This is a genomic window from Ruegeria atlantica (genome assembly GCF_013032005.1).
In the GTDB taxonomy this organism is placed as follows: Bacteria; Pseudomonadota; Alphaproteobacteria; order Rhodobacterales; family Rhodobacteraceae; genus Ruegeria; species Ruegeria atlantica_A.
In genome coordinates this window covers 20,871-42,122 of sequence record NZ_WQBE01000002.1, presented here as the reverse complement: position 1 = coordinate 42,122, position 21,252 = coordinate 20,871, and the positions used below count along the sequence as shown (strand labels likewise).

22 protein-coding genes are annotated in these 21,252 nt (G+C 59.7%); 10 read left to right on the top strand and 12 right to left on the bottom strand.

Annotated elements, in window-relative coordinates; translation table 11 throughout:
• The first annotated feature begins 40 nt into the window (after positions 1 to 40).
• On the top strand, positions 41 to 1,642 hold the full coding sequence (locus GOX21_RS06005; protein ID WP_170376187.1) for a BCCT family transporter: 1,602 nt from the start codon (positions 41 to 43) through the stop codon (positions 1,640 to 1,642).
• 118 nt (positions 1,643 to 1,760) lie between these two features.
• On the opposite strand, the gene GOX21_RS06000 is transcribed toward GOX21_RS06005, so the two are convergent.
• From GOX21_RS06000 to rbfA, 7 genes are all read right to left on the bottom strand, one after another.
• The gene (locus GOX21_RS06000) at positions 1,761 to 2,882 is read right to left on the bottom strand and encodes a Hint domain-containing protein (protein ID WP_170376185.1); all 1,122 of its coding nucleotides are present in this window, start codon (positions 2,880 to 2,882) and stop codon (positions 1,761 to 1,763) included.
• Positions 2,883 to 3,136: 254 nt separating this feature from the next.
• Entirely contained in the window at positions 3,137 to 3,406 is a 270-nt protein-coding gene (rpsO, locus tag GOX21_RS05995) for a 30S ribosomal protein S15 (protein ID WP_008757925.1), read from the bottom strand.
• A 144-nt stretch (positions 3,407 to 3,550) separates the two neighbouring features.
• Positions 3,551 to 4,579: a calcium-binding protein gene (locus GOX21_RS05990; RefSeq protein WP_170376183.1), complete on the bottom strand. Its 1,029-nt coding sequence runs from the start codon at positions 4,577 to 4,579 to the stop codon at positions 3,551 to 3,553.
• A 94-nt stretch (positions 4,580 to 4,673) separates the two neighbouring features.
• Positions 4,674 to 5,177, bottom strand: coding sequence for a DUF1643 domain-containing protein (locus GOX21_RS05985; RefSeq protein ID WP_170360724.1), 504 nt, complete (start codon positions 5,175 to 5,177; stop codon positions 4,674 to 4,676).
• Positions 5,178 to 5,198: 21 nt separating this feature from the next.
• A complete protein-coding gene (gene truB / locus GOX21_RS05980; protein ID WP_170376181.1) occupies positions 5,199 to 6,104 on the bottom strand; it encodes a tRNA pseudouridine(55) synthase TruB in 906 nt (301 codons plus the stop codon).
• Between the two features lie 54 nt (positions 6,105 to 6,158).
• Positions 6,159 to 6,902, bottom strand: a complete 744-nt coding sequence (locus GOX21_RS05975) for a phosphodiester glycosidase family protein (protein WP_170349804.1) — start codon at positions 6,900 to 6,902, stop codon at positions 6,159 to 6,161.
• Positions 6,899 to 7,294: a 30S ribosome-binding factor RbfA gene (gene rbfA / locus GOX21_RS05970; protein WP_170349805.1), complete on the bottom strand. Its 396-nt coding sequence runs from the start codon at positions 7,292 to 7,294 to the stop codon at positions 6,899 to 6,901. Before rbfA ends, GOX21_RS05975 begins: the two co-directional genes overlap by 4 nt.
• An 89-nt stretch (positions 7,295 to 7,383) precedes the next feature.
• On the opposite strand from rbfA, the gene dapB reads away from it, so the two are divergent.
• Positions 7,384 to 8,193, top strand: a complete 810-nt coding sequence (dapB, locus tag GOX21_RS05965; RefSeq protein ID WP_170376179.1) for a 4-hydroxy-tetrahydrodipicolinate reductase — start codon at positions 7,384 to 7,386, stop codon at positions 8,191 to 8,193.
• 6 nt (positions 8,194 to 8,199) lie between these two features.
• Here dapB and GOX21_RS05960 read toward each other — a convergent pair whose 3' ends face one another.
• The 4 genes from GOX21_RS05960 to tmpA all read right to left on the bottom strand — a co-directional run bounded on the left by GOX21_RS05960 (position 8,200) and on the right by tmpA (position 11,543).
• A complete protein-coding gene (locus GOX21_RS05960; RefSeq protein ID WP_170376176.1) occupies positions 8,200 to 9,057 on the bottom strand; it encodes a hypothetical protein in 858 nt (285 codons plus the stop codon).
• A 97-nt stretch (positions 9,058 to 9,154) separates the two neighbouring features.
• Positions 9,155 to 9,823 carry an ureidoglycolate lyase gene (locus GOX21_RS05955; protein ID WP_170376174.1) on the bottom strand — a complete coding sequence of 223 codons (669 nt, stop codon included), beginning with the start codon at positions 9,821 to 9,823 and terminating at the stop codon, positions 9,155 to 9,157.
• Positions 9,820 to 10,410 (bottom strand): (R)-1-hydroxy-2-trimethylaminoethylphosphonate oxygenase, encoded by a 591-nt coding sequence (tmpB, locus tag GOX21_RS05950; RefSeq protein WP_170376172.1) that lies wholly within the window; start codon positions 10,408 to 10,410, stop codon positions 9,820 to 9,822. Before tmpB ends, GOX21_RS05955 begins: the two co-directional genes overlap by 4 nt.
• Positions 10,407 to 11,543, bottom strand: coding sequence for a 2-trimethylaminoethylphosphonate dioxygenase (gene tmpA, locus GOX21_RS05945; protein WP_170349810.1), 1,137 nt, complete (start codon positions 11,541 to 11,543; stop codon positions 10,407 to 10,409). Before tmpA ends, tmpB begins: the two co-directional genes overlap by 4 nt.
• A 98-nt stretch (positions 11,544 to 11,641) precedes the next feature.
• Here tmpA and GOX21_RS05940 point away from each other — a divergent pair, with 98 nt between their 5' ends.
• The gene (locus tag GOX21_RS05940) at positions 11,642 to 12,496 is read left to right on the top strand and encodes a LysR family transcriptional regulator (protein WP_170376170.1); all 855 of its coding nucleotides are present in this window, start codon (positions 11,642 to 11,644) and stop codon (positions 12,494 to 12,496) included.
• Between the two features lie 4 nt (positions 12,497 to 12,500).
• Here the strand turns inward: GOX21_RS05940 and GOX21_RS05935 are convergent, their stop codons facing one another.
• A complete protein-coding gene (locus tag GOX21_RS05935; RefSeq protein ID WP_170349812.1) occupies positions 12,501 to 12,695 on the bottom strand; it encodes a DUF1674 domain-containing protein in 195 nt (64 codons plus the stop codon).
• 89 nt (positions 12,696 to 12,784) lie between these two features.
• On the opposite strand from GOX21_RS05935, the gene GOX21_RS05930 reads away from it, so the two are divergent.
• The 7 genes from GOX21_RS05930 (at position 12,785) to GOX21_RS05900 (ending at position 21,252) form a co-directional block, all read left to right on the top strand.
• Positions 12,785 to 14,041: an RsmB/NOP family class I SAM-dependent RNA methyltransferase gene (locus GOX21_RS05930; protein ID WP_170349813.1), complete on the top strand. Its 1,257-nt coding sequence runs from the start codon at positions 12,785 to 12,787 to the stop codon at positions 14,039 to 14,041.
• 90 nt (positions 14,042 to 14,131) lie between these two features.
• On the top strand, positions 14,132 to 15,871 hold the full coding sequence (locus tag GOX21_RS05925) for a heparinase II/III family protein (RefSeq protein ID WP_170376168.1): 1,740 nt from the start codon (positions 14,132 to 14,134) through the stop codon (positions 15,869 to 15,871).
• 22 nt (positions 15,872 to 15,893) lie between these two features.
• A complete protein-coding gene (gene purH, locus GOX21_RS05920; protein ID WP_170376165.1) occupies positions 15,894 to 17,483 on the top strand; it encodes a bifunctional phosphoribosylaminoimidazolecarboxamide formyltransferase/IMP cyclohydrolase in 1,590 nt (529 codons plus the stop codon).
• Positions 17,483 to 17,953, top strand: coding sequence for a signal peptidase II (gene lspA / locus GOX21_RS05915; RefSeq protein WP_170349816.1), 471 nt, complete (start codon positions 17,483 to 17,485; stop codon positions 17,951 to 17,953). The genes purH and lspA overlap by 1 nt, the downstream gene beginning before the upstream one ends.
• Before the next feature lie 50 nt (positions 17,954 to 18,003).
• The gene (locus tag GOX21_RS05910) at positions 18,004 to 18,522 is read left to right on the top strand and encodes a DUF3035 domain-containing protein (RefSeq protein WP_170349817.1); all 519 of its coding nucleotides are present in this window, start codon (positions 18,004 to 18,006) and stop codon (positions 18,520 to 18,522) included.
• A gap of 82 nt (positions 18,523 to 18,604) precedes the next feature.
• Positions 18,605 to 19,945: a M16 family metallopeptidase gene (locus GOX21_RS05905; RefSeq protein ID WP_170349818.1), complete on the top strand. Its 1,341-nt coding sequence runs from the start codon at positions 18,605 to 18,607 to the stop codon at positions 19,943 to 19,945.
• A complete protein-coding gene (locus tag GOX21_RS05900) occupies positions 19,942 to 21,252 on the top strand; it encodes a M16 family metallopeptidase (protein WP_170376163.1) in 1,311 nt (436 codons plus the stop codon). The genes GOX21_RS05905 and GOX21_RS05900 overlap by 4 nt, the downstream gene beginning before the upstream one ends.

The following is a 21,252-nucleotide window of genomic DNA, read 5'->3' as shown; positions in this document are numbered from 1 at the left end:
GACCTTGGCGTTTGCACGCAGCAAACTGAGGGAAAGTCGAATGGCACAAACCAAGAAAATGCTGGATCCGGATCCACGGATCTACGATTTCGAGACCGAATATGAGCTTGGACAGGATAACGTCCGGCCCTTCGGTCTGGATATCCACAACCCGGTCTTTCTGATCTCAAGTATCCTGATCTTTGCCTTTGTTCTGATCGCCTTAGCCAACCAAGAGGCCGCAGCGACGTTCTTTGGCTGGCTCCGGCCCTGGCTGACAAGCACGTTTGATTGGTTCCTGGTCCTGTCTGTGGACGCGATTACTCTGTTCTGCCTGGTGCTGATCATCCTGCCCGTGGGCAAGGTCCGGATCGGCGGCAAGGACGCCAAACCCGACTATTCCTATGCTGGCTGGATCGCGATGATGTTCGCTGCCGGTATCGGCATCGGCCTGCTGTTCTTTGGCGTGATGGAGCCGGTCTATTACAACTTTGCCGAAGATGGCAACGCCGTGCCACTAGGCATTGATATCGCGGTACCCGGAAATGAATATGCTGGTGTCGTTGGTACCATTCACCACTGGGGTCTTGAAGGTTGGGCGGTTTACGCCGCAGTGGGTCTTAGCCTTGCGATCTTCAGCTACAACCTGGGCCTGCCGTTGACCCTTCGGTCTGCGTTCTACCCGATCCTGGGTGAACGTGTCTGGGGCTGGTGGGGCCATTTCATCGATACGCTGGCCGTCTTTGCCACCCTGTTCGGCCTGACCACATCATTGGGTCTGGGCGCGCAGCAGGTTGCGGCGGGGCTGTACGAAGTGTTCGGCATTGAATCCAGCCCGACCGTCGTTGTCCTGCTTATTATTGGCATCACCATGATTGCACTGGGCTCGGTCCTGATGGGTATGGATGCAGGCGTCAAACGGCTGAGTGAGATCAACATGATCATGGCTGTAGGGCTGTTCATTTTTGTCATTGTTGTCACCGGAATTGGCACAGCCATCTCACGGTATTTCAACGTGATGACAGATTATGTGCTGCACCTTCCAGCGCTGTCCAACCCGTTCGGACGTGAGGATACCAGCTACTTCCATGGCTGGACCACCTTCTACTGGGCGTGGTGGATCGCATGGTCACCGTTTGTGGGCATGTTTATTGCCCGTATCTCGAAGGGCCGCACGGTACGTGAATTCGTCATCTGCGCCCTGCTTGCGCCGACAGCGGTTTGCGCCCTGTGGATGTCGACATTTGGCGGCGCAGCCATCGACATGCTGAACGCAGGCGGAGCGGAAGGTGTTCGCGCCACGGTGATCGACAGTTATGCCCCCGAAGGCGCGCTGTTCGGCTTCCTGAAAGAGCTGCCGCTGTATAGCATCGTGGCCCCCATCGCGCTGGTCCTGATCGTGGTGTTCTTTGTGACCTCGTCGGACTCGGGTTCGCTGGTGATCGACACGATCACGGCGGGCGGCAAGATGGACGCCCCCGTCATCCAGCGCGTGTTCTGGTGTACGCTCGAAGGTCTGGTCGCCATCGCGTTGCTGCTTGGCGGTGGCCTTGCCGCCTTGCAAGGCGCAGCGGTGTCGACAGGTATCCCCTTCACGCTGGTGGTTCTGATCATGTGCTATTGCCTATGGCTGGCACTGAAATCAGAGAAGGCGAAGATGTGAGGTAATACCTGACACAACGGTAGCGCTCGCCATCAGGCGGGCGTTTTTTTTGTTGCGCCTTAGGTCGGTTCTCGGCCTAAAATCTGAAAGCTTTGTTTTGCTATCAAACAGAAGAATTCTAAGCGGGGAATTCGCCGAACAGAGGTTTTTGATTGCTCTGATGCCGCTGGACAAGCTTTCGCATTTGTTTGCCCTTTTGGGGAATATAACGTGCCGACAGCGCCCGAACCTGCGGGTCGCCGCATCCGGGAAACAAATCCATTATCTCTTGCCGGGCCTCTTCCGAGACTGATTTTATGGCTTCTGGCCCTGTAAAAAGGCTTTCCGTTGGTGTGCCGTTGGACCAGATGATTTCATGCGTATCGAACAGAAGATGGAAATACACCACCCCGTCTGATGTGTTTTCCAGTGTCTCAACGCCGTCAAGCGGAAGAAGCTTGTTCGCCGGGATCAAGATATCCTTACAATCAAACATGCGCAGAGCGACCGTTGAGGAAACAAGAACACGATGCTGTGGTGAGACGACAAGATCCTGCTTGGGGTATCCTGCCCCCAAGGCACCAGCGCGGATCAAAATCGGTTTAAGTCTCGGCTGGGCCTCAAGTTCAGCGTTGCTGAGACAGCGTGACCCGATCCATCGGATAGGTTTATGGCCATGATCATAGGTCAGAACCTGATCTGACACTTGCAGGTCCTCGACCCGCCTTGGACCATGAAGCGTTTCAATAAAGGTTCCGGACGCAAAGCATAGCACGTCCACAAACTCGCCGCTTGCGTTTGTTGGGCCCGTTTGTGACTGGTTGATGTCAATTTCGTTTTGCCCGCTATCATTCCAAGCCGCAGCAATTGCATCGGTGTTTACGGTCAATCCATTGAACAGCGCCAGCGGTTCCAGCGGCCCATTGTTCACCTTCACACCAAACAGCGCGATGGTTCCGTCCGGATTTACCTCTAACCGGACGACGGGCTCCCCATTCGTGTTTCCCAGCTGCCAAACGGCAGGTGTGTCGATCTCATACCTGTCACCGTCAGCAAACTGAACCGTTTGGCCCGCGGTTCCAGGTATCTGAAATTGAAGCTCATTTGGGGCTCCGGCAGGCCCGCCGACAAACAGATCGACGTCATTGATCTGAAGACTGAAACTGTTGTCCAGACTATCGAAGTCAATAACGAATCCGCCACCAGGGGACGTATCTGTAAAGTCGGTGGAGCCACCACCACTGATGCTGAAGTCTGTCATTTAATTTCTTCGGTCCCAAATCTTACGCGGACACAAAATCCATGTGCGGGGGTTCAATCAAGGCCGCAATGAGGTCATTTCGCGGCATCGGGAAAGTGTGTTCCGACGCTAAGGTTGGCGAAGTGTAAAGAAAAACTGTATCCGTTTCAGCACGTTCGCGATTCATGCGCTTTACCATCACTGGCAAGGGTAAAACAAAAAAAAGCCCGCCAAAAAGGCGGGCGTCTGAATTGTACCAGCTGTACAGTCCGATCTTAGCGGCGGATGCCCAGCTTTTTGATCAGGTCCTGATAGCGTGCTTCTTCCTTGCCCTTCAGGTAGTCCAGCAGCTTACGGCGCTGGGCGACCATTTTCAGCAGACCGCGACGACCGTGGTTGTCTTTTTTGTGGGTCTTGAAGTGCTCGGTCAGGGTGGTGATGCGCGAGGTCAGGATGGCAACTTGGACTTCTGGCGAACCGGTGTCGCCGTCCTTGGTTGCGAATTCTTTCATAACGCGTGCTTTTTCAGCGGCAGTAATCGACATCGGGGTCTCCTTTAAAAGGTTAGAGTTGATGGCGCAGGCCGGGATGTCGTCCAGCACAGGCCCATGGAGAAGACCGCACCGATTCCGATGCGGATGCGCGCGTATAAGCGTATTTTTGGCGAATGGCAAAAGGATTCTTCGGGCTCAGCCCAATGCGACCAGCTGTGCCAGATCGATCTCAGAGATCAGCTGAATGTCGTCGGCAGTCAACCCTTCGACCCCCAGCAGCTGCGCCACATCCTGCCCGTCGATCAGCACATGTGTCAGATTCTCGTTTTCAGCGTCAGTTTCGATCTGAATGTCGGGGTCTTCCTGACCATCCCATGATACAAACAGCTTGTCCTGGCCGGGTTGGAAATCCATCACGGTCACCGCTTCATCCTCGGCTTCGGGGGTCAGGATAATCTCATCCGCGCCGTCGCCGCCGGTGACGATGTCGCCGCTATCGGCCAGAATGGTATCCTCGCCATCGCCGCCGTTCAGGAAATCGACAGCGTCTACTTCTTCTTCGCCGTTCAATATGTCGTCGCCGTCGCCGCCAAAAAGAACATCCTCACCCGTGCCGCCGTCCAGTATGTCGTCGCCATACCCGCCGTGCAGTGCATCATCGCCTTCACCACCGTCCAACGTGTCATCGTCCTGCCCGCCATAGAGCGTATCTTCACCCTCGCTCCCTTCCAGCTGATCTGCGCCGGAATGACCATAAAGCATGTCATCGTCTTCACCCCCGGTCAGCAGGTCATCCCCGTCCTCGCCATGCAGAATATCGTCGCCCGCGCCTCCTGACACGAAATCCGCCCCTTCACCGGCGAACAGCACGTCATTGCCGGCACCGCCGTCGATGGTGTCATCCCCACTATATCCATTGACTTGGTCGTCCCCGTCCTGACCGGTCAGCACATCCGCCTCTTCGGTTCCGGCAATGACCAGATCGCCTTCGAATTCGGACAGGATGGTTCCGGTCGATGGTTCCTGTTCTTCCGCGGTGTCTTGGGACGTGGTCGGGTCTTCGTCGGTTTCGTCGATCTCAAGGTACTTGCCGTCAGAGACCTCATCAGGCTGATCGTCAATGCTGTCATCATCTTCGGGCGTGTCTTCGGGGACAAACGCGTCGCTCATGGCAAAGGCTGCGCCACCGACAGCGGCCAGACTTAGAAATCCGATCAGAAACATGGGAACCCTCCGTAAACGTACTGCCCCGAGGGTAAATGTCTCATGCGGTCAAGCACTTGGTCAAAGCCAAGCTGATCTCGTGGTTAACCTTTTGTCACCACGGTTCGGGTTGTTGAGTATAGGCGATATAGAGTGGGTGTTTCGGGTGTCCGCCCTTGGTCAGCCCCAGGTGAAACAGTGGTTGGCCGGTGCCGCGCAGCAAGGTTTCCACCGCCGGGCCGCGATCCAGATGCGCACCATGGGTGCCCCAGGCGGCAATGACCTGATCGGCCCATTCGACGCCGTCCAGAATCGCCGCGTCATTCGCAGGCCCGACCGGATCGGTGGCGGCGCGCATCTTGCGCGGATCTGTGTCGCGCCACGCAAAGATGTTGGTGACCTGAAACGCCCCGAACCCCAGCGCCCGCGCCCGCCGTTCACAGCGTTCGACGGTGGGGTCGTTCTGCACCTCGGTCGCGGTTGAGGGGTTCAGCATCACGAACAGCGCCTTGCATCCCTCCGGGTCCCAGATGCGGGTCAGGCTATAGCGATACTTCTCGCAATCGGAATAAATGGCGGTCGAGGGCGCATCGCCCTTGGTATGCGTTCGGGTGATCATGCCCTTCGCCTAACACGTGGCTCAGGCGACGAACACCCGGCTGGGGTGCAATTCGCCGGATTTATAGATGCCCACGGCCACAGCCTTGCCATCCAGCGAGGCCCATGCCTCGTCGCCGTATTCCACGTCCGAGGCCAGCACCATACCCGGGTTGCCGTTGCGCAGGCGATTGGCCCCTTCGGGGGTACATTTCAGTTCGGGCAGATCCGACAGACCGGTTTCCAGCGGATGCAGATACTCGTCCAACGCGGTTGTCTTGGCCATTTCGTCGATCTGTTCGATGCTCAAACCGTCCTCGGCCTCAAACGGGCCGGACCAGATGCGGCGGAGGACCTTGACGTGGCCGTGGCATCCCAGTGCCGCCCCCAGATCGCGGGCGATCGAGCGGACATAACCGCCTTTGCCACAGGTCATTTCCAGTACGACGTGATCTTCATCGGGGCGGTCGACGAGGACCAGTTCCTCAACCCATAGGGGGCGGGCGGTCAGTTCCACGTCCTCGCCATCGCGGGCCAGCTTATAAGCGCGCTGGCCGTCAATTTTCACTGCCGAGAACTTGGGCGGAACCTGCATGATCTCACCCAAAAAAGGGGCCAGCGCCTGTTTGATATCCTCATCCGAGGGGCGCGCATCGCTTTGTGCAATCACTTCGCCCTCGGCATCGTCGGTATTGGTGGCCTGACCCAGACGCACAGTGAATGTGTAGGCTTTCAGCGCGTCGGTGATGTAGGGAACGGTCTTGGTCGCCTCCCCCAATGCCACGGCCAGAACACCGGTCGCTTCGGGGTCCAGCGTGCCTGCATGGCCCGCTTTTTTCGCGTCCATCGCCCAGCGTACCTTGTTGACCACCGCGGTCGAGGTCATGCCCGCGGGTTTGTCCACCACCAGCCAGCCGGAAATGTCTCGACCCTTGCGTTTACGTCCCATCTTGCACCTTGCCCTTTGCTGAGGCGCGCGACCTAACGGATCACCCGGGTCCTGTCAATTTCCCGGTGTGTCTTCGACCACACCCACGATTGGCCCCAGCGAAAAGCCAACATCCGAGCGGTTGCTGGCCCGGTCGTACATGCGTGAGATATTGCCATCGAAGAACAGCGCATTCGGCGTTTCCAGCACGTTGCGGAAAAGGCTGCCGAATTCATGAAAAGTGACGTAGTCATCCGAGATTGCGAACACCGCCCGCGTGCCATCGGCGCTGGTGCCCACCCCGTTGCGCACATAGAGCGAGGTCGAGTCAGGCAGAAAGCGCGGATGCAGCTCTCCGTCGATCACCAGCATCGGGCCGGATTGGGTGGCAAACCGGCAGTCGGGGGCCTGTTCGACGAAATCCAGCGTCTCGAACACATCGGCGCGACCGTCGCGGATGCAGAACACGCCGTTGGGCAGCAGGCCGAAATTGCCGGGGCCGGGATTCGGGATCACGCGCATGACCTCTTCGCCCTCTTCGACATAGTGGCCGACGGGCGAGCGGTCGTCGTGATACATACCGGCGTTCATCCCAAAGGCCAGACGCTTTCCACTGGGTTCAAGCGCCTCGTTCACCGATGAGAAATGCCCCAGCAGGTCGTCATTTTCGTCGTTCAGAAACAGGCGCAGGTCTTCATTGGCGGCGTCCACCTCGCAAACGGTGTACCGCTTATTCTCGTGGGTCAGCTTTTCGCAGGTGACCGCGCCGGCCTGCGCGGCCCAGAAAACCGCGCCCAACGTGACCAGTGTGCGGATCACTCGTCCAGATCGCGGCGCACCGCGTCCTGATTGAACATGCGGCGGGTGTCGTCCAGACGATCGAAAGTATCATCCAGACGGAACCGCAGATCGGGCGAAAACTTAAGGTTGAGCTTTTTGCCGATCACGCGCCGCAACTCGCCCTTGTTGCGAGCGAGCAGTTCGATCACATCTTCCTGCCCTTTGCCTCCAAGGGGCAGCACATAGGCGGTGGCGATCTTCAGATCGGGCGAGGTGCGCACCTCACCTACAGTGATCGACATGCGGTTCAGGTCGGGGTCGTGGACATCTCCGCGCGCCAGAACCTCGGACAGGGTGCGTCGGATCAGTTCGCCGACGCGCAGCTGTCGTTGGGAGGGGCCGGGGCCATCGTGGAATTTGTTCTTTGCCATATCCCCGATCTAAGCGCAAAGCTGGGCTTTGCCAAGCGGGCGCGAACCGGGTAGGAGGCTTTGAGCCGACTTTAGAAAGGACCAGCGCAATGACCCATATTCCGGGGATCGTCATCACAGGGGCTTCGGGCCGTATGGGGCAGATGCTGATCAAGACCGTCACCGACAGTGATCAGGCGCGTTTGGTCGGTGTGGTCGAGCGTACAGGCCATGATTGGATCGGTCAGGACGTGGGCACGGCCATGGGCGGTCAAGCGCTGGGCGTCACCGTGACCGATGACCCGCTTGAGGCATTTGCGCAGGCGCAGGCGGTGATCGATTTCACAGCACCCGAAGCGACGCTGGAATTTGCCGCGCTGGCGGCACAAGCGCGCTGCGTGCACGTGATCGGCACCACCGGCATGTCGGATGAGCAGATCGCAGCGCTGGAGCCAGCTTCGCGCCATGCCGTTATCGTGCGGGCCGGGAACATGAGCCTTGGGGTCAATTTGCTGGTGCAACTGACCAAGAAAGTTGCCGCCGCGCTGGATGAGGATTTCGACATCGAAGTGATTGAAGGACACCATCACCACAAGGTCGATGCGCCCTCGGGCACCGCGCTGATGCTGGGTGAGGCCGCCGCCGAAGGGCGCGGTGTCAATCTGGCCGACGTGTCCGACCGGGGCCGCGACGGGATCACCGGGGCCCGAAAACGCGGAGACATCGGATTCCACGCCATTCGCGGTGGCGACATCGTCGGCGAGCATGACGTGCTGTTCGCCGCCCCCGGAGAACGCATCGTTCTGCGCCATCTGGCCACCGACCGCGCCATCTTTGCTCGCGGTGCCCTAAAGGCAGCGCTATGGGGGCAGGGCAAGGCCCCCGGCCAGTATGACATGGTGGATGTGCTGGGGTTGTAACCCCGTTTAGCGGAATGCGGCCAGACCGGGCGGTTCTGCACCATCCTGTTCTGCCGTTGCAAAGAGCAGCCCCAATCGTTGATCCCATGTCGGGTACTGGCCGGTCCGGGCATAGGTCAGGCGCTCGGCCCCGATGGAAATGCCAAGGGGCGCGGCCTCACCTCCGATCACGATCTCGCCGATCTCGGTCCAGTTGGCGGACGGTGGATAGGCCGTGGGGGCGAGTTCATCCGTATCACCGACGCGGTAATAGACGCCCATCGTCACGATGTAGGCATCGCCAAACGGATCAGGAAAGAAAAAGCCCGAGGCATCGCGGGCGGCCAGGGCCTCAACCTCATCGCGCAGCAGCACTTTTTCGGTAAAGGGTAGGGCCATCTCGTCCAGCACCGTGCGCATATCCTCGGACTGCGGCACGCTGACAAAGGCAATGCGGGCGGGGTCAAGATCGAAGGCTTTGGTCAGAATGCGCATCATCAGACGCGTCGAGGCTTGACCGTCTGCGTCTGCGGGATGGCAGCCGACCTCATGAAATAGTGGCAACACGTCCGCACGAGATTTCTCACTGACATCGGCAACCCGAGCCAACGGTTGAATGACAAAAGCGTTCGAGGGCAGCGCGGATTGGTCAAAATCGTGCCGCAGCCCCTCGTTATAGTCATCGCGCCCGGAAGCAATGGACAGTGGCGCCGCTTCGTTGAACCCAAGCCCCGAGAATGTTTTTCTCAGATGATCGAGCGTCGTGCTGAATTCCTGTTCGAACGCCGCATTCTGGTCTTCCGCTGCTGTTGCCATGCGCGGCAACAAGGTTCCGACCGTTGCTGCGGTTCCCAGCTGGACAACTTTGCGCCTGTTCCATCCCATCGGATACCTCCCGTGCCTGTTGGACGTGGCATCAGAGTATCACAGATGTTTCGGCTAAGGGTTAAGGGTTTCTGAAGACAGGCTTCCTGAGGTGCAGTTACAGATCCTTCACCTTTTCATCACGCAGCGGGCAGGCCAGATAAACGCCGAATTCTTTGCCGATATCGGCGCTGACACGGGCGTGGACCCGGCCCTGGCGGTCGAGGAACCGTTGATTGTCTTCGACGGGGAAAATCCCCTCATGCCAGATGCCGGGGTGGATATAGAGGCCTCGCGAGCCGTCACACCAGAACGCGACCACTTTGTCGGGGGTCAAATTGTCCCCGGGCAGCGCAGCGGGAACGATGAAGGGTTTGTTATCCAGCGGCCAGAACATCTGTCCGCCGTCTGGGTGATAGTTCATATGCCATAACAGCACCTGATCACGCGGCGCGGTTTGCTGGTCGGTCTGTGCCTGTTGCGGGTCGGCGGACCAGCCCAAAACATAATGGCCTTTAACCGCCTCGTTCTCACCATACAGAACGTCGCCCTGCCAGTCGCATTTGAACGTGCCCTCAACCCAACCACCTTCATCGCCGGTGCCCTCGTCGATGGGGCGCCAGCCCTGTTGGGGCCAGCGAGAGATTTCGATCTCGAAGCCGTCCGGGTCATCGACCAGACAGCCATAGCCCTTGACCGACGCGTCTGTGGCCCGGATCAAGGGTACCTCTTGCCAGGGCAGGGACGGCTTCGAACTGGCCTCAAAGATATATTCGGGGGCGTTCATGCCACCCCCAGATGTTTGTCGACCATGCGCTGCACCATCGGCGCAAAATGGGTGAAATCCGGCGTTTCCATGTCTGCGCGCTTGCCCGCTTCGTCCAGATAGCGGACCTGAATGATCTCTTTCAGGTTCGGGTTCGCTTCGAATTCCGCGACTTCTTCGGCGTTCATTGGTCCGCCCTGCAGTTCCAGTGTATGGACCGAAGCCGTGGACAGACGGTTGAAATAGTCAGGCTTGGTGGCACAGAGATAGCGCTTGGCCGCCACATGATAGCGGCAGCAATCGGTGATGACTGACGGGAAGAACTGTTCCAGAACTTCGGCCCCCGCATCCTCATGGTGGCGATCCTCGGTATCGTCGGGGTGATAGGTGCCGAACTCGGATGTGAAATGGCCGATATCGTGCAGCAGCGCGCCAACGATGATTTCCTCGGACTGGCCGTTCTGTTCGGCAATTGTGGCGCCTTGCAGCATGTGTTCTGCCATCGTGACCGGTTCACCCAGATATTCCTCGCCGCCACGACGGTCGAAGATATCCCCGATAAAGGCCACGATGTTGTCGCGGTTGAGGGTTGAGAAATCGGGTTTCATTCCGCTGCCTCCGGTTGCGCCATGTCCATCGCCGCGAGCGTCGACAGCAACCCATCCTTGTCGGCATAGCAGCCTTGTAGCCAACGCGATCCTGCGCCGGAATAGCCCAGCCGCGCGTGTAGGACGCGGGTGTTGTCGACGATGAAACTTTCACCCGGTTCCAGCTTGAACGACACGCCCATGGCCGGATCGTCGATTATCTCGCCAAGTTGGCGATAGGCAGCATAGTAGGCTTCCATCTGATCGAATGGCACGTCAACAAACGGGGCGGAAGACCGATTGTTGAAGCGGATGCCGACTAGCTCACCGTCCGGCGACAACTCGATCATTGGGCGGCGAGACCGCAGGCAGATGCCGTCCGAACCTTTGTATTCAAATCGCGCGGGATAGCCTGCCAGCAGGGCGAAGCCTTCGGGGTTCTGATCGCGCAGTTTTTCGGCGGCACGGAAACCATCGACTACAATGGAATCGCCACCTTCGGCGCTGTTTTCCAGACAATAGAGGATTTGCAGCGTCGGCACCGGGTCACGATAGGGGTTGTCGGTATGCGCCTGAAGACCAAGGCCGGTATAGGCTAGGTTGGTCGGGTTTACCTCGGTCCGAACCTCAAAATAGGGGCCATAGTTGGTTTCGCGGACGTAGCCGAACAGATCGGCCACCTTCAGCAGTGATTCCGGCTCAGTCGGGCCGCCGGTCAGCTTGGCAAAACCGAACTTAGCCACTGCAGCCAGCCAGCCGCGCTTGGCGGCGGGATTGGCGTGGACTTCACCCCAATCAGCACTTGGCGCTTCGATGCCGCGTTCCCACGTGGTGATGCCATGTGCGACACGGCCTGTTTCTAAGGACCGGGCGCAATCATAGACGTGATCGGCCAGCCAATCGGCGGGGAAGGTCACGGTCTTGTCTTCGGGCTGGAAAGTGACCGTTAGATCGCCATTGCTGATCTCGGCGGAGCTGACTGAAATATCGACGGGAATGTCGCTGATGGTGATCAGACGCTGACCGTTTCCGGGCGCGCGTGTCTCCGGATCCAGCGCATTATCGCGCAGCCAGATCGCATGGAAACGGGCCTGAGTTCCGGTGTCAAATTCAACAGTCACAACCGAAGTATCGTGATTGGCAGTGCGCAGCATGGGGGTCTCCTGTTCAGCGCGGGCTTTGATTGAGCAGATACGCCTCTTGTGGCATTAACACAATTAATCCTTCTTTCGGCTGAGGCTTGGAAAATCTTATGGCAAAGAAAAAAATCGGATTGCCGCCGCTGGATTGGCTGCGCGTGTTCGAGGCCGCCGGTCGGTTGGGTGGTTTTTCCGCCGCCGCCCGAGAGTTTGGGCTGACACAGGCAGCCGTCAGTCAGCGGATCGGTAACCTGGAGGCTTGGCTGGGCCGGTCCCTGTTCGTGCGCGAGGCACGAGGCGTGTCACTGACGGTTGAAGGCGAAAGCTATCTGCCGCTGGTGCAAGAGAGTTTGCAGGCGTTGGAGCGCAACACCGAAGATTTGTTCGGCAAATCCCCGCAAGAGCTGCGCGTCGCGGGCCTGTCTTCGAACATCCACGCGCTGGTTCTGCCTGGGCTTGCCTGGTTTCAGGAAACGCGACCCAATGTGCGGGTGATGACCGACTCGGTGGCGCGCCGGTCGTCCTTGGATGAGGAGCGGACCTGGTTGCAAATCCGCTATGGGCGTGGGGCCTGGCCCGGTCGGGATGCGGCCCTGATCGCCCGCGAGGTTCTGGTGCCGATGGCCGCGCCCGGTGTAAAATGGGGGGTGCCGCTGATTGAGCTGCGTGGCGAGCGCCCGGCGTGGCGGGACTGGGCGCGTAAGACGGGGCATGGCGAGATGCCGCCGTCACAGATCAGTTTCGATTCGATGGAACATGCCATTTCGGCGGCCCGGCAGGGGATTGGGGTGGTGCTGGGCTCGGTGCCTCTGGCCAGCGCGGATTTGCAGGCCGGTCGGCTGTGTCGGCTGGATCTGCCCGATTTGCAGACCAAAGACGGCTATTGGCTGACTTGGCCCGAAGAGCGGGTCAAATCGAAAAAGCAGCGTGCCCTGATTGCCGATTTTCTGCAGGCACTTCAGGGCTGATCAATCAGAAATCGACGGCGATGCCCTTTTTTTCCCAATCGCCATAGCGGGCCGGATCAGGGCCGTCGCGCCCGCCCAGTTCCTTGGGCATCTCTTTTGCTTCTGCCTCGGCCTTGCTGCGGCGTTCTTCCGCCTCGGCCAGGGCGCGCTGGGCGGCTGGGGGCAGGTCTTTGTGGTCGTCATTCGTGGTGTCGGGCATGACATCGGGTTCCTTTCCGGGCACGGGCTTGATATACGCCCCCGTCCGCCTTTGGCAATGCGGACGAGAGTCACATCAAAGGCGGTTTCATGTCCGACAACGCAACAGCGGCGCGACGCAGCGCGATCTATCTGTTGGATCAGATATTGGGTGAGGGGCGGCTGTTGTCCGAATGCCTGGCCGCAGGCGCGTTGGATCGACTGGCCCCCGAGGATCGCGCGCGGGCGCAGCGTTTGACCTTGCAAACCCTGCGCGGTTTGGAACGAGCTGACCGTCTTCTGGACAATCACCTTAACAGGACGCCTGCTCTGACCGTCAATAACGCGCTGCGCCTGGGCGCGGTTGAGCTGTGCCAGGGTGAGGCCGCGCATGGTGTCGTGAACTCGATGGTCGAAATTGTGGGGCGGTCGCGCAAACATGGCCGGCTCAAGGGGTTGGTCAACGCTGTGCTGCGCAAGGTTGCCGCCGAAGGGCCGGAAGCCTGGCCCAAGATGCGGGTGCCGCGCCTGCCGGACTGGCTGCGCGAGCCGCTGATCATGGCCTGGGGCACTGATGCCGTTGCAGGCATGGAGCAGGCGCATTTCACTGGCGCACCGCTGGACCTCTCACTGAAACCGGGGGCCACGGGACCGGGTGAGGCACTACCGACCGGGTCGATGCGTATGCAGGATGCGGGGCAGGTCTCAAACCTGCCGGGGTTTGATCGGGGCGACTGGTGGGTGCAGGACGCGGCGGCGGCTTTGCCGGTGTGTGTATTGGCACCAAAGCCCGGGGAATCCGTGCTGGATCTGTGTGCTGCACCCGGCGGCAAGACGCTGCAAATGGCGGCAGCCGGGGCCAAGGTGACGGCTCTGGATATTTCGGAGCCCCGACTGGAGCGAGTACGCGAGAACCTCAAACGCACTGGCTTACAAGCGCAAGTCATCGCTGGTGACGCGTTGGAGCATCAGGGCCAGTATGACGCGATCCTGTTGGACGCACCCTGTTCGGCCACCGGAACCATTCGGCGCCACCCGGACCTGCCCTTTGCCAAGGACGGCTCGGACTTCGGCGGGTTGATTGAATTGCAGGCGCAGATGCTGGCCCATGCCTGGACCCTGCTGAAACCCGGCGGACGGTTGGTCTATTGCACCTGCTCCCTGTTGCCTGACGAAGGCGAGGTGCAGATCGAAGAGGCGCTGGAACAATATCCTGACATGAGCATCGACCGCACCGCGCTGGACGTGACCGGGGTGGATCAAAGCTGGATCACCGAAGAAGGTGGCCTGCGTCTGCGGCCCGATTATTGGGCGGATCGCGGTGGCATGGACGGGTTCTATATCGCCTGCCTGAACAAATCCGCCTGATGGCACGCTTTTCGATGACTTGACGATCACACCGGTCTATCGTTGGGTCTCAGGCGCCAGCAGAGCGTGAGAGGCAGAGTAACGAGCGTCATGTCAAACTCAGATACCATGACAAATCGGTGGACGCGGTTTCAGAACCGTCTGTATGCGCGGCTCAGTCAGCGGCGCAAGGCCGCTGCCGGCTTCGTCACCGAGCCTGAACCGCGCACCGTAGGTTCATTTGCCCGGGGGCGGCAGCTGGTCGCCGGAAATCTACTGTTTGCCGGGTATCTGGTCGAGGCACAGGATACCGGCCTGTGGGACGTGACCGCGCCCAGCACCGGCTTTGACAATGAGCGCCATGGCTTTGCCTGGCTGGATGATCTGGCCGCCGTCGGCGATATGCGCGCGCGGGAAAAGGCGCAGCGTTGGGTGTGGGGCTGGATCGACGCGCATGGCCGCGGGCAAGGGCCGGGCTGGGCACCCGATCTGACCGGGCGGCGGGTGATGCGCTGGATCAACCACGCCGTCTTCCTTCTGCGTGGAATGGATGACAAACAGACCAATGTGTTCTTTCGCGCGCTGGCGCAGCAAACCTGGTTCCTGTCCAAACGCTGGAAAGCGGCCACGCCGGGCCTGCCCCGGTTCGAGGCTCTGGCCGGTCTGGTTCAAGCTGGACTGGCGCTGAAAGGGTTGGAGCAGATGGCCGACCCGGCCCTGCGCGCCCTGGCAAAGGAATGCGAACGGCAGATCGACGCGCAGGGCGGCATTTCCACCCGCAACCCTGAAGAGTTGCTTGACGTGTTTACCCTGCTGTCCTGGACCTCGGCCGCGCTGAGCGATCAGGGGCGGGGCACCCCCGGCGCGCAGGCCGATGCGATCAAACGCATGGCGCCGACGCTGCGCAGCCTGCGCCATTCAGACGGCGCATTGGCCCGCTTTCATGGCGGCGGGCGCGGGATCGAAGGGCGGCTGGATCAGGCGTTGGCTCAAAGCGGGGTTCGCCCGCAACACGCAACTGGGTTGGCGATGGGGTTTGCACGGCTTTACGCGGCCCGGACCAGCGTGATCGTCGATGCTAACGTGCCGCCCAAGGGGGCTGCATCTTATAATGCCCATGCCTCGACACTGGCGTTTGAGCTAACTTCGGGGCGGCGGCCACTGATTGTGAACTGCGGATCAGGCGAAAGTTTCGGAACGGAATGGCGGCGAGCCGGGCGCGCAACACCTTCGCATTCGACCCTGTGCCTGGATGGCTATTCTAGCGCGCGTTTGGCACCAGCGGGGAATGGAGGTGAACGAGAGGCTTTGGTCGATGCACCGCAAGACGTGCCGATTGATTTCGAAGAGGCATTCGAAGGCACCCGCTTTATGGTCGGGCATGACGGCTATACCAAAGTGTTCGGTCTGACCCATGCGCGTACGTTTGAGCTGCGATTTGATGGGCGAGAACTGACGGGCGAGGATATTTTGCTGACTGCTACCGACAAGGCCAAGCGGCAGTTTGACCGGGCGCTGGACGCTTCGGGCCTGAACGGGATCGGATTTGATATCCGGTTTCACCTGCATCCAGACGTGGATGCGGCCATTGATTTGGGCGGCGCGGCGGTGTCGATGGCGCTCAAAAGCGGCGAAATTTGGATTTTCCGCCATGATGGCGTGGGAAAATTATCCGTTGAACCAAGCGTTTACCTTGAAAAAGGCCGTTTAAAGCCACGCGCGACAAAACAGATCGTTCTATCCGGGCGCGCAATGGAGTATGCGACCCGCACCCGGTGGACGCTGAGTAAGGCTCAGGATACAGCCTATGCCGTGCGCGATCTGCACCGGGACGAGCCCGAGTTTGACTGACGCCAAAAGGACCTTTGGACCCATGACCGATCTTCACCCCGTGCGCCGCGCGTTGCTTTCCGTTTCCGACAAGACCGGGCTGATCGAGCTGGGTAAGGCGCTGGCCGAGCGCGGGGTCGAGCTCCTGTCGACCGGCGGTACAGCCAAGGCGCTGCGTGATGCAGGGCTTGAGGTGAAGGATGTCAGCGAGATCACCGGTTTCCCCGAAATGATGGATGGTCGGGTCAAGACTCTGCACCCGATGGTGCATGGCGGCCTGCTGGCGCTGCGCGACAACGACGGCCACGTGGCTGCGATGAATGAACATGGTATTGGCGCGATCGACTTGCTGGTTGTGAACCTCTATCCGTTCGAGGCGACGGTGGCCAAAGGCGCAGGTTATGACGAGTGCATCGAGAACATCGATATTGGCGGCCCTGCGATGATCCGTGCGGCCTCGAAGAACCATGCCTTTGTGAACGTAGTTGTGGATGTAGAGGATTACTCTTCGCTCCTGGATCAGTTGGAAGAGAATTACGGCAAGACATCCTACGGTTTCCGCCAGTGGCTGGCGCAAAAGGCTTACGCCCGGACCGCAGCGTACGACACCGCGGTTTCGAATTGGATGGCCGACGCACTGCAGCTTGATGCGCCCAAGCGCTGCGCCTTTGCCGGTGAACTGAAACAGACCCTGCGCTATGGTGAGAACAGTCATCAACAGGCGGCTTTCTACACTGATGGAACCAACCGTCCGGGTGTGGCGACCGCCGTTCAGCACCAGGGCAAGGAGCTGAGCTATAACAACATCAACGACACCGACGCAGCGTTTGAACTGGTGGCTGAGTTCGATCCTGCAAAAGGTGCGGCCTGTGCGATCATCAAACACGCCAACCCTTGCGGTGTTGCCTCAGGCGCGACCTTGCTGGACGCGTATAAGTCGGCATTCGACTGCGATCGTACTTCGGCCTTTGGTGGGATCGTGGCACTGAACCAACCGCTCGACGCGGAAACCGCACAGGAAATCACCGGGATTTTCACCGAAGTCGTGATCGCCCCCGGTGCATCGGATGAAGCAAAGGCGATCTTCGCGGCCAAGAAGAACCTGCGCCTGCTGACCACTGAAGCTCTGCCGGACGTGACCGCAGGCGGCAAGACCGTGCGTCAGGTAGCGGGCGGTCTGCTGGTGCAGGACAAGGACAATGGTTTTGTCGGCATGGACGATCTGAAGGTCGTCACTAAGAAGGCGCCGACCGAAGAGCAGATGCGCGACCTGCTGTTTGCCTGGAAAGTGGCGAAACACGTTAAATCCAACGCAATCGTTTACGTGAAGGAAGGTGCGACCGTTGGCGTTGGTGCAGGCCAGATGAGCCGCTTGGACTCTGCCATGATTGCCGCCAAGAAGGCCGAACGCATGGCCGACGCGCTCGGCTTGCCGCAGCCGCTCACCATCGGCTCGGCCGTTGCGTCTGATGCATTCTTCCCCTTCCCTGACGGGCTGATGGAAGCCGCTGAGGCTGGTGCGACCTGTGTCATCCAGCCGGGCGGTTCAATGCGTGATGACGAGGTGATCGCGGCCGCGGATGAGGCCGGATTGGCAATGGTCTTCACCGGCATGCGCCACTTCCGCCACTGATGCGCTCTCGTATTCTGCTCTGGGCCGCGCTGGCCGCGTTTGCGATCGACCAGATCAGTAAGTATCTGGTCGTTCACGTGATGCGTGTGGCCGAGGGCAATATCGATGTGCTGCCGCCGCTCTTGGTGTTCAAATACGGTGAGAATCGGGGCATCAATTTCGGCCTGTTCCAAGGCGACAGCGACACCGCGCGTTGGGTGCTGATCGGCATCTCGCTGGCTGTTGCGATTGGCGTGCTGATCTGGCTGATGCGGACAACCCCGTCCAAGCTGATGTTGTTTTGCGGCGGGTTGCTGATTGGTGGCGCGCTTGGGAACGTGGTGGATCGGGTGCTGTACGGCTATGTTCTGGATTTCCTGAACATGTCCTGTTGCGGCCTCAACAATCCGTTTGTTTTCAACCTGGCCGATGTGTTCATCTTTGCTGGTGCTTTCGGACTTGTGTTGTTCGATGGCAAAAAGCCCTCGTGACGCGCCGGGTGATATGCGATAAAAGCGCCTGAAACTGGCTGGAGACTCTGATGCGGTTGCCGCGTTCCATTTTTGCTGTGACATTGGCCTTTGCGGTTGCCGGGTGCTCGGATATCGGTTTGCGCCATCTTGAGGCACCGGGGGACGGACCGGATGAGTTTTCGGTCATGCCGGTCAAACCGCTGACCCAGCCCAAGGACTATAAGTTCCTGCCTGCGCCCACACCGGGCGGTTCCAACCTGACCGACCCAAACCCCAAGGCGGATGCCGTGGTGGCGCTGGGCGGTAGCGAAGCGGCGTTGAACCCGAATGCCGCAATTCCTGCATCTGATGGCGCGCTGGTGACGGCCTCAAGTCGCTATGGCGTACCATCCAACACGCGTCAGGTCGTCGACACCGAAGACGCCGAGTTTCGCAGAAAGCAGGGCCGCTTGACCCGTCTGCGCCTGTTCAAGATAGACCGCTATTCGCAGGTTTACAGTCGCGAAGCACTTGATGCCAATCGGCAGAACGAAGCAGCGCGTCAGGCCGGGATTGAGACGCCCTCGGCCCCACCGGCTGATGAATAAATCTTAACTTTCCGTCATCACCCTTGAACCTGCGCACCACAACCGTAGTTTGAACACCATCAAACGAAACGGAGGACGCCCCATGGTTCGGGCCCTGGCATTATCTGCCGCCCTGTTCGCCGCCACCCCTTTGCTTGCCAAGGAAGGGCACGAGGCGGTTACCACTTTCACGCTGGATAACGGCATGGATGTCGTTGTGATCGAAGATCACCGCGCCCCGGTCGTGCAGCACATGGTCTGGTATCGCGCCGGATCTGCGGATGAGCCTGTTGGTTCGTCCGGCGTGGCGCATTTCCTGGAGCATCTGCTGTTCAAGGGCACCGATACGCTGGCACCGGGCGAGTTCTCCGCTACCGTCGCCGCCAACGGTGGCAATGACAATGCTTTCACCTCCTATGACTACACTGCCTATTTCCAGCGTGTAGCCGCCGACCGGTTGGAGTTGATGATGCGGATGGAGGCGGACCGGATGCGCAATATCCGCCTGAGCGAAGAGGATATCGCAACCGAGCGTGACGTGATCCTTGAAGAACGCAACCAGCGTACCGAAAACAGCCCGCGGGCGCTTTTTGGCGAGCAGATGAGCGCGTCTCAGTACCTTAACCATCGTTACGGCGTGCCGATCATCGGCTGGAAGCACGAGATGGAGACGCTGGACATGGAGGATGCGCTGTCCTTCTATCAGACCCATTACGCGCCCAATAACGCCATTCTGGTGGTGACCGGCGATGTGGAGCCGGATGAGGTCAAAACTCTGGCCGAACAGTATTATGGCGTTATCCCCGCCAACCCGGACTTGCCTGAACGCGTACGCTCGCAGGAACCGCCGCAATCGGCCGAACGTCGCCTGACCTTCAAGGACGCGCGTGTTTCGCAGCCTTATGTCCAGCGCAGCTATCTCGCGCCCGAACGGGATGCCGGTGCGCAGGAAAAAGCCGCCGCGCTGTTCCTGCTGGCCGAATTGCTGGGGGGCAGCACCACGTCCTACCTGAACGAAAAACTGCAATTCGAACAGCAAAAGGTCGTTTATACGGGTGCCTTCTATCGCGGCGTCTCGCTGGACGACACGACCTTTGATCTGCTGGTCGTCCCGGCCCAGGGCGTGTCGCTGCAAGAAGCCGAAGAAGCCATGGATCAAGCCGTCGCCGACTTCATCGCTGAAGGTGTGAACGAAGAAGACCTTGACCGGATCAAGATGCAGCTGCGCGCCGCCCAGACTTATGCGCGCGATAATGTGGACGGGATCGGCAACCGCTATGGCCGCGCCCTGACCAGCGGCTTGACGGTCGAGGATGTGCAGGCGTGGCCCGATATCCTGCAGGCCGTGACCGGGGAAGAAATCATCGCCGCCGCCCGTGAAGTTCTGCAGCCCGAGGCGTCGGTCACCGGATGGCTGATGCGCGACGATGAGGTGACGCAATGAAACGGATTTTTGCAACCCTGATCGCCGTTGTCATCGCGCTGCCCGCATGGGCCGAGATCGAGATCGAAGAGGTCACCTCACCCGGCGGTATCACCGCATGGCTGGTCGAGGATCACTCGATCCCCTTCACCGCGCTGGAACTACGTTTTCGCGGTGGTACCTCGCTGGATGAGCCCGGCAAACGCGGCGCCATCTATCTGATGAGCGGTCTGATCGAGGAAGGCGCAGGTGACATGGACGCCCGCACCTATGCGCGCGAGTTGGAATCACTGGCGGCCTCGTTCCGGTACAATGCGTCGGATGATTCCGTTTCGATTTCCGCGCAATTTCTGACTGAGAACCGGGGCGAAGTCATCGACCTGTTACGCACCACGATCCACGAGCCTCGGTTCGATGAAGACGCGGTTGAGCGGGTGAAGGCGCAGATTCTGTCCGGACTGCGCTCGGACCAGACTGACCCCAATGACATTGCCGGGCGCAATTTTGCACAGATGGCATATGGCGATCACCCCTATGGGTCCGAGGGCAAAGGCACGATCGAAAGCGTCAGCGCATTGAACCGTGATGATGTGGTCACCGCCTATGACAATGTGTTCGCCAAGGACCGCCTATATGTTGGCGCGGTGGGCGATATCACCCCCGATGAGCTGGGTGCGCTACTGGACACGTTGCTGGCGGATCTGCCCGAGGCGGGCAAACCCATTCCGGGCCGTGCTGACGTGGACATCCCCGGTGGCGTCAGCGTGGTCGAGTTCGATACGCCGCAATCCGTGGCCCTGTTTGGCCACGCGGGGATCGACCGGGATGATCCTGACTTCTTTGCCGCTTTTGTTCTGAACCACATTTTGGGTGGCGGTGGTTTTGAGAGCCGCCTGATGCAGGAAGTGCGCGAAAAGCGTGGCCTGACCTATGGCGTCGCGACCTATCTGGTACCCAAGGATCTGGCTTCGGTCTATCTGGGCTCGGTGTCCTCAGCCAATGACCGCATCGCCGAAGCGGTCGAGGTGATCCGCGACCAGTGGGCGCGTGCCGCGACCGAAGGTGTGACTCAAAAAGAGCTGGACGACGCCAAGACCTATTTGACCGGAGCCTATCCGTTACGGTTTGATGGCAATGGCCCGATCGCCGGGATCATGGTCGGTATGCAGATGGAAAACCTGCCCATCGACTATATCGCCACCCGCAACGACAAGGTGAACGCGGTGACGTTGGACGAGGTGAACCGCGTGGCCAGTGAATTGCTGGACCCCGAGGGGCTACATTTCACTGTTGTCGGCAAACCCGAAGGTTTGGAAACCACAAACTGA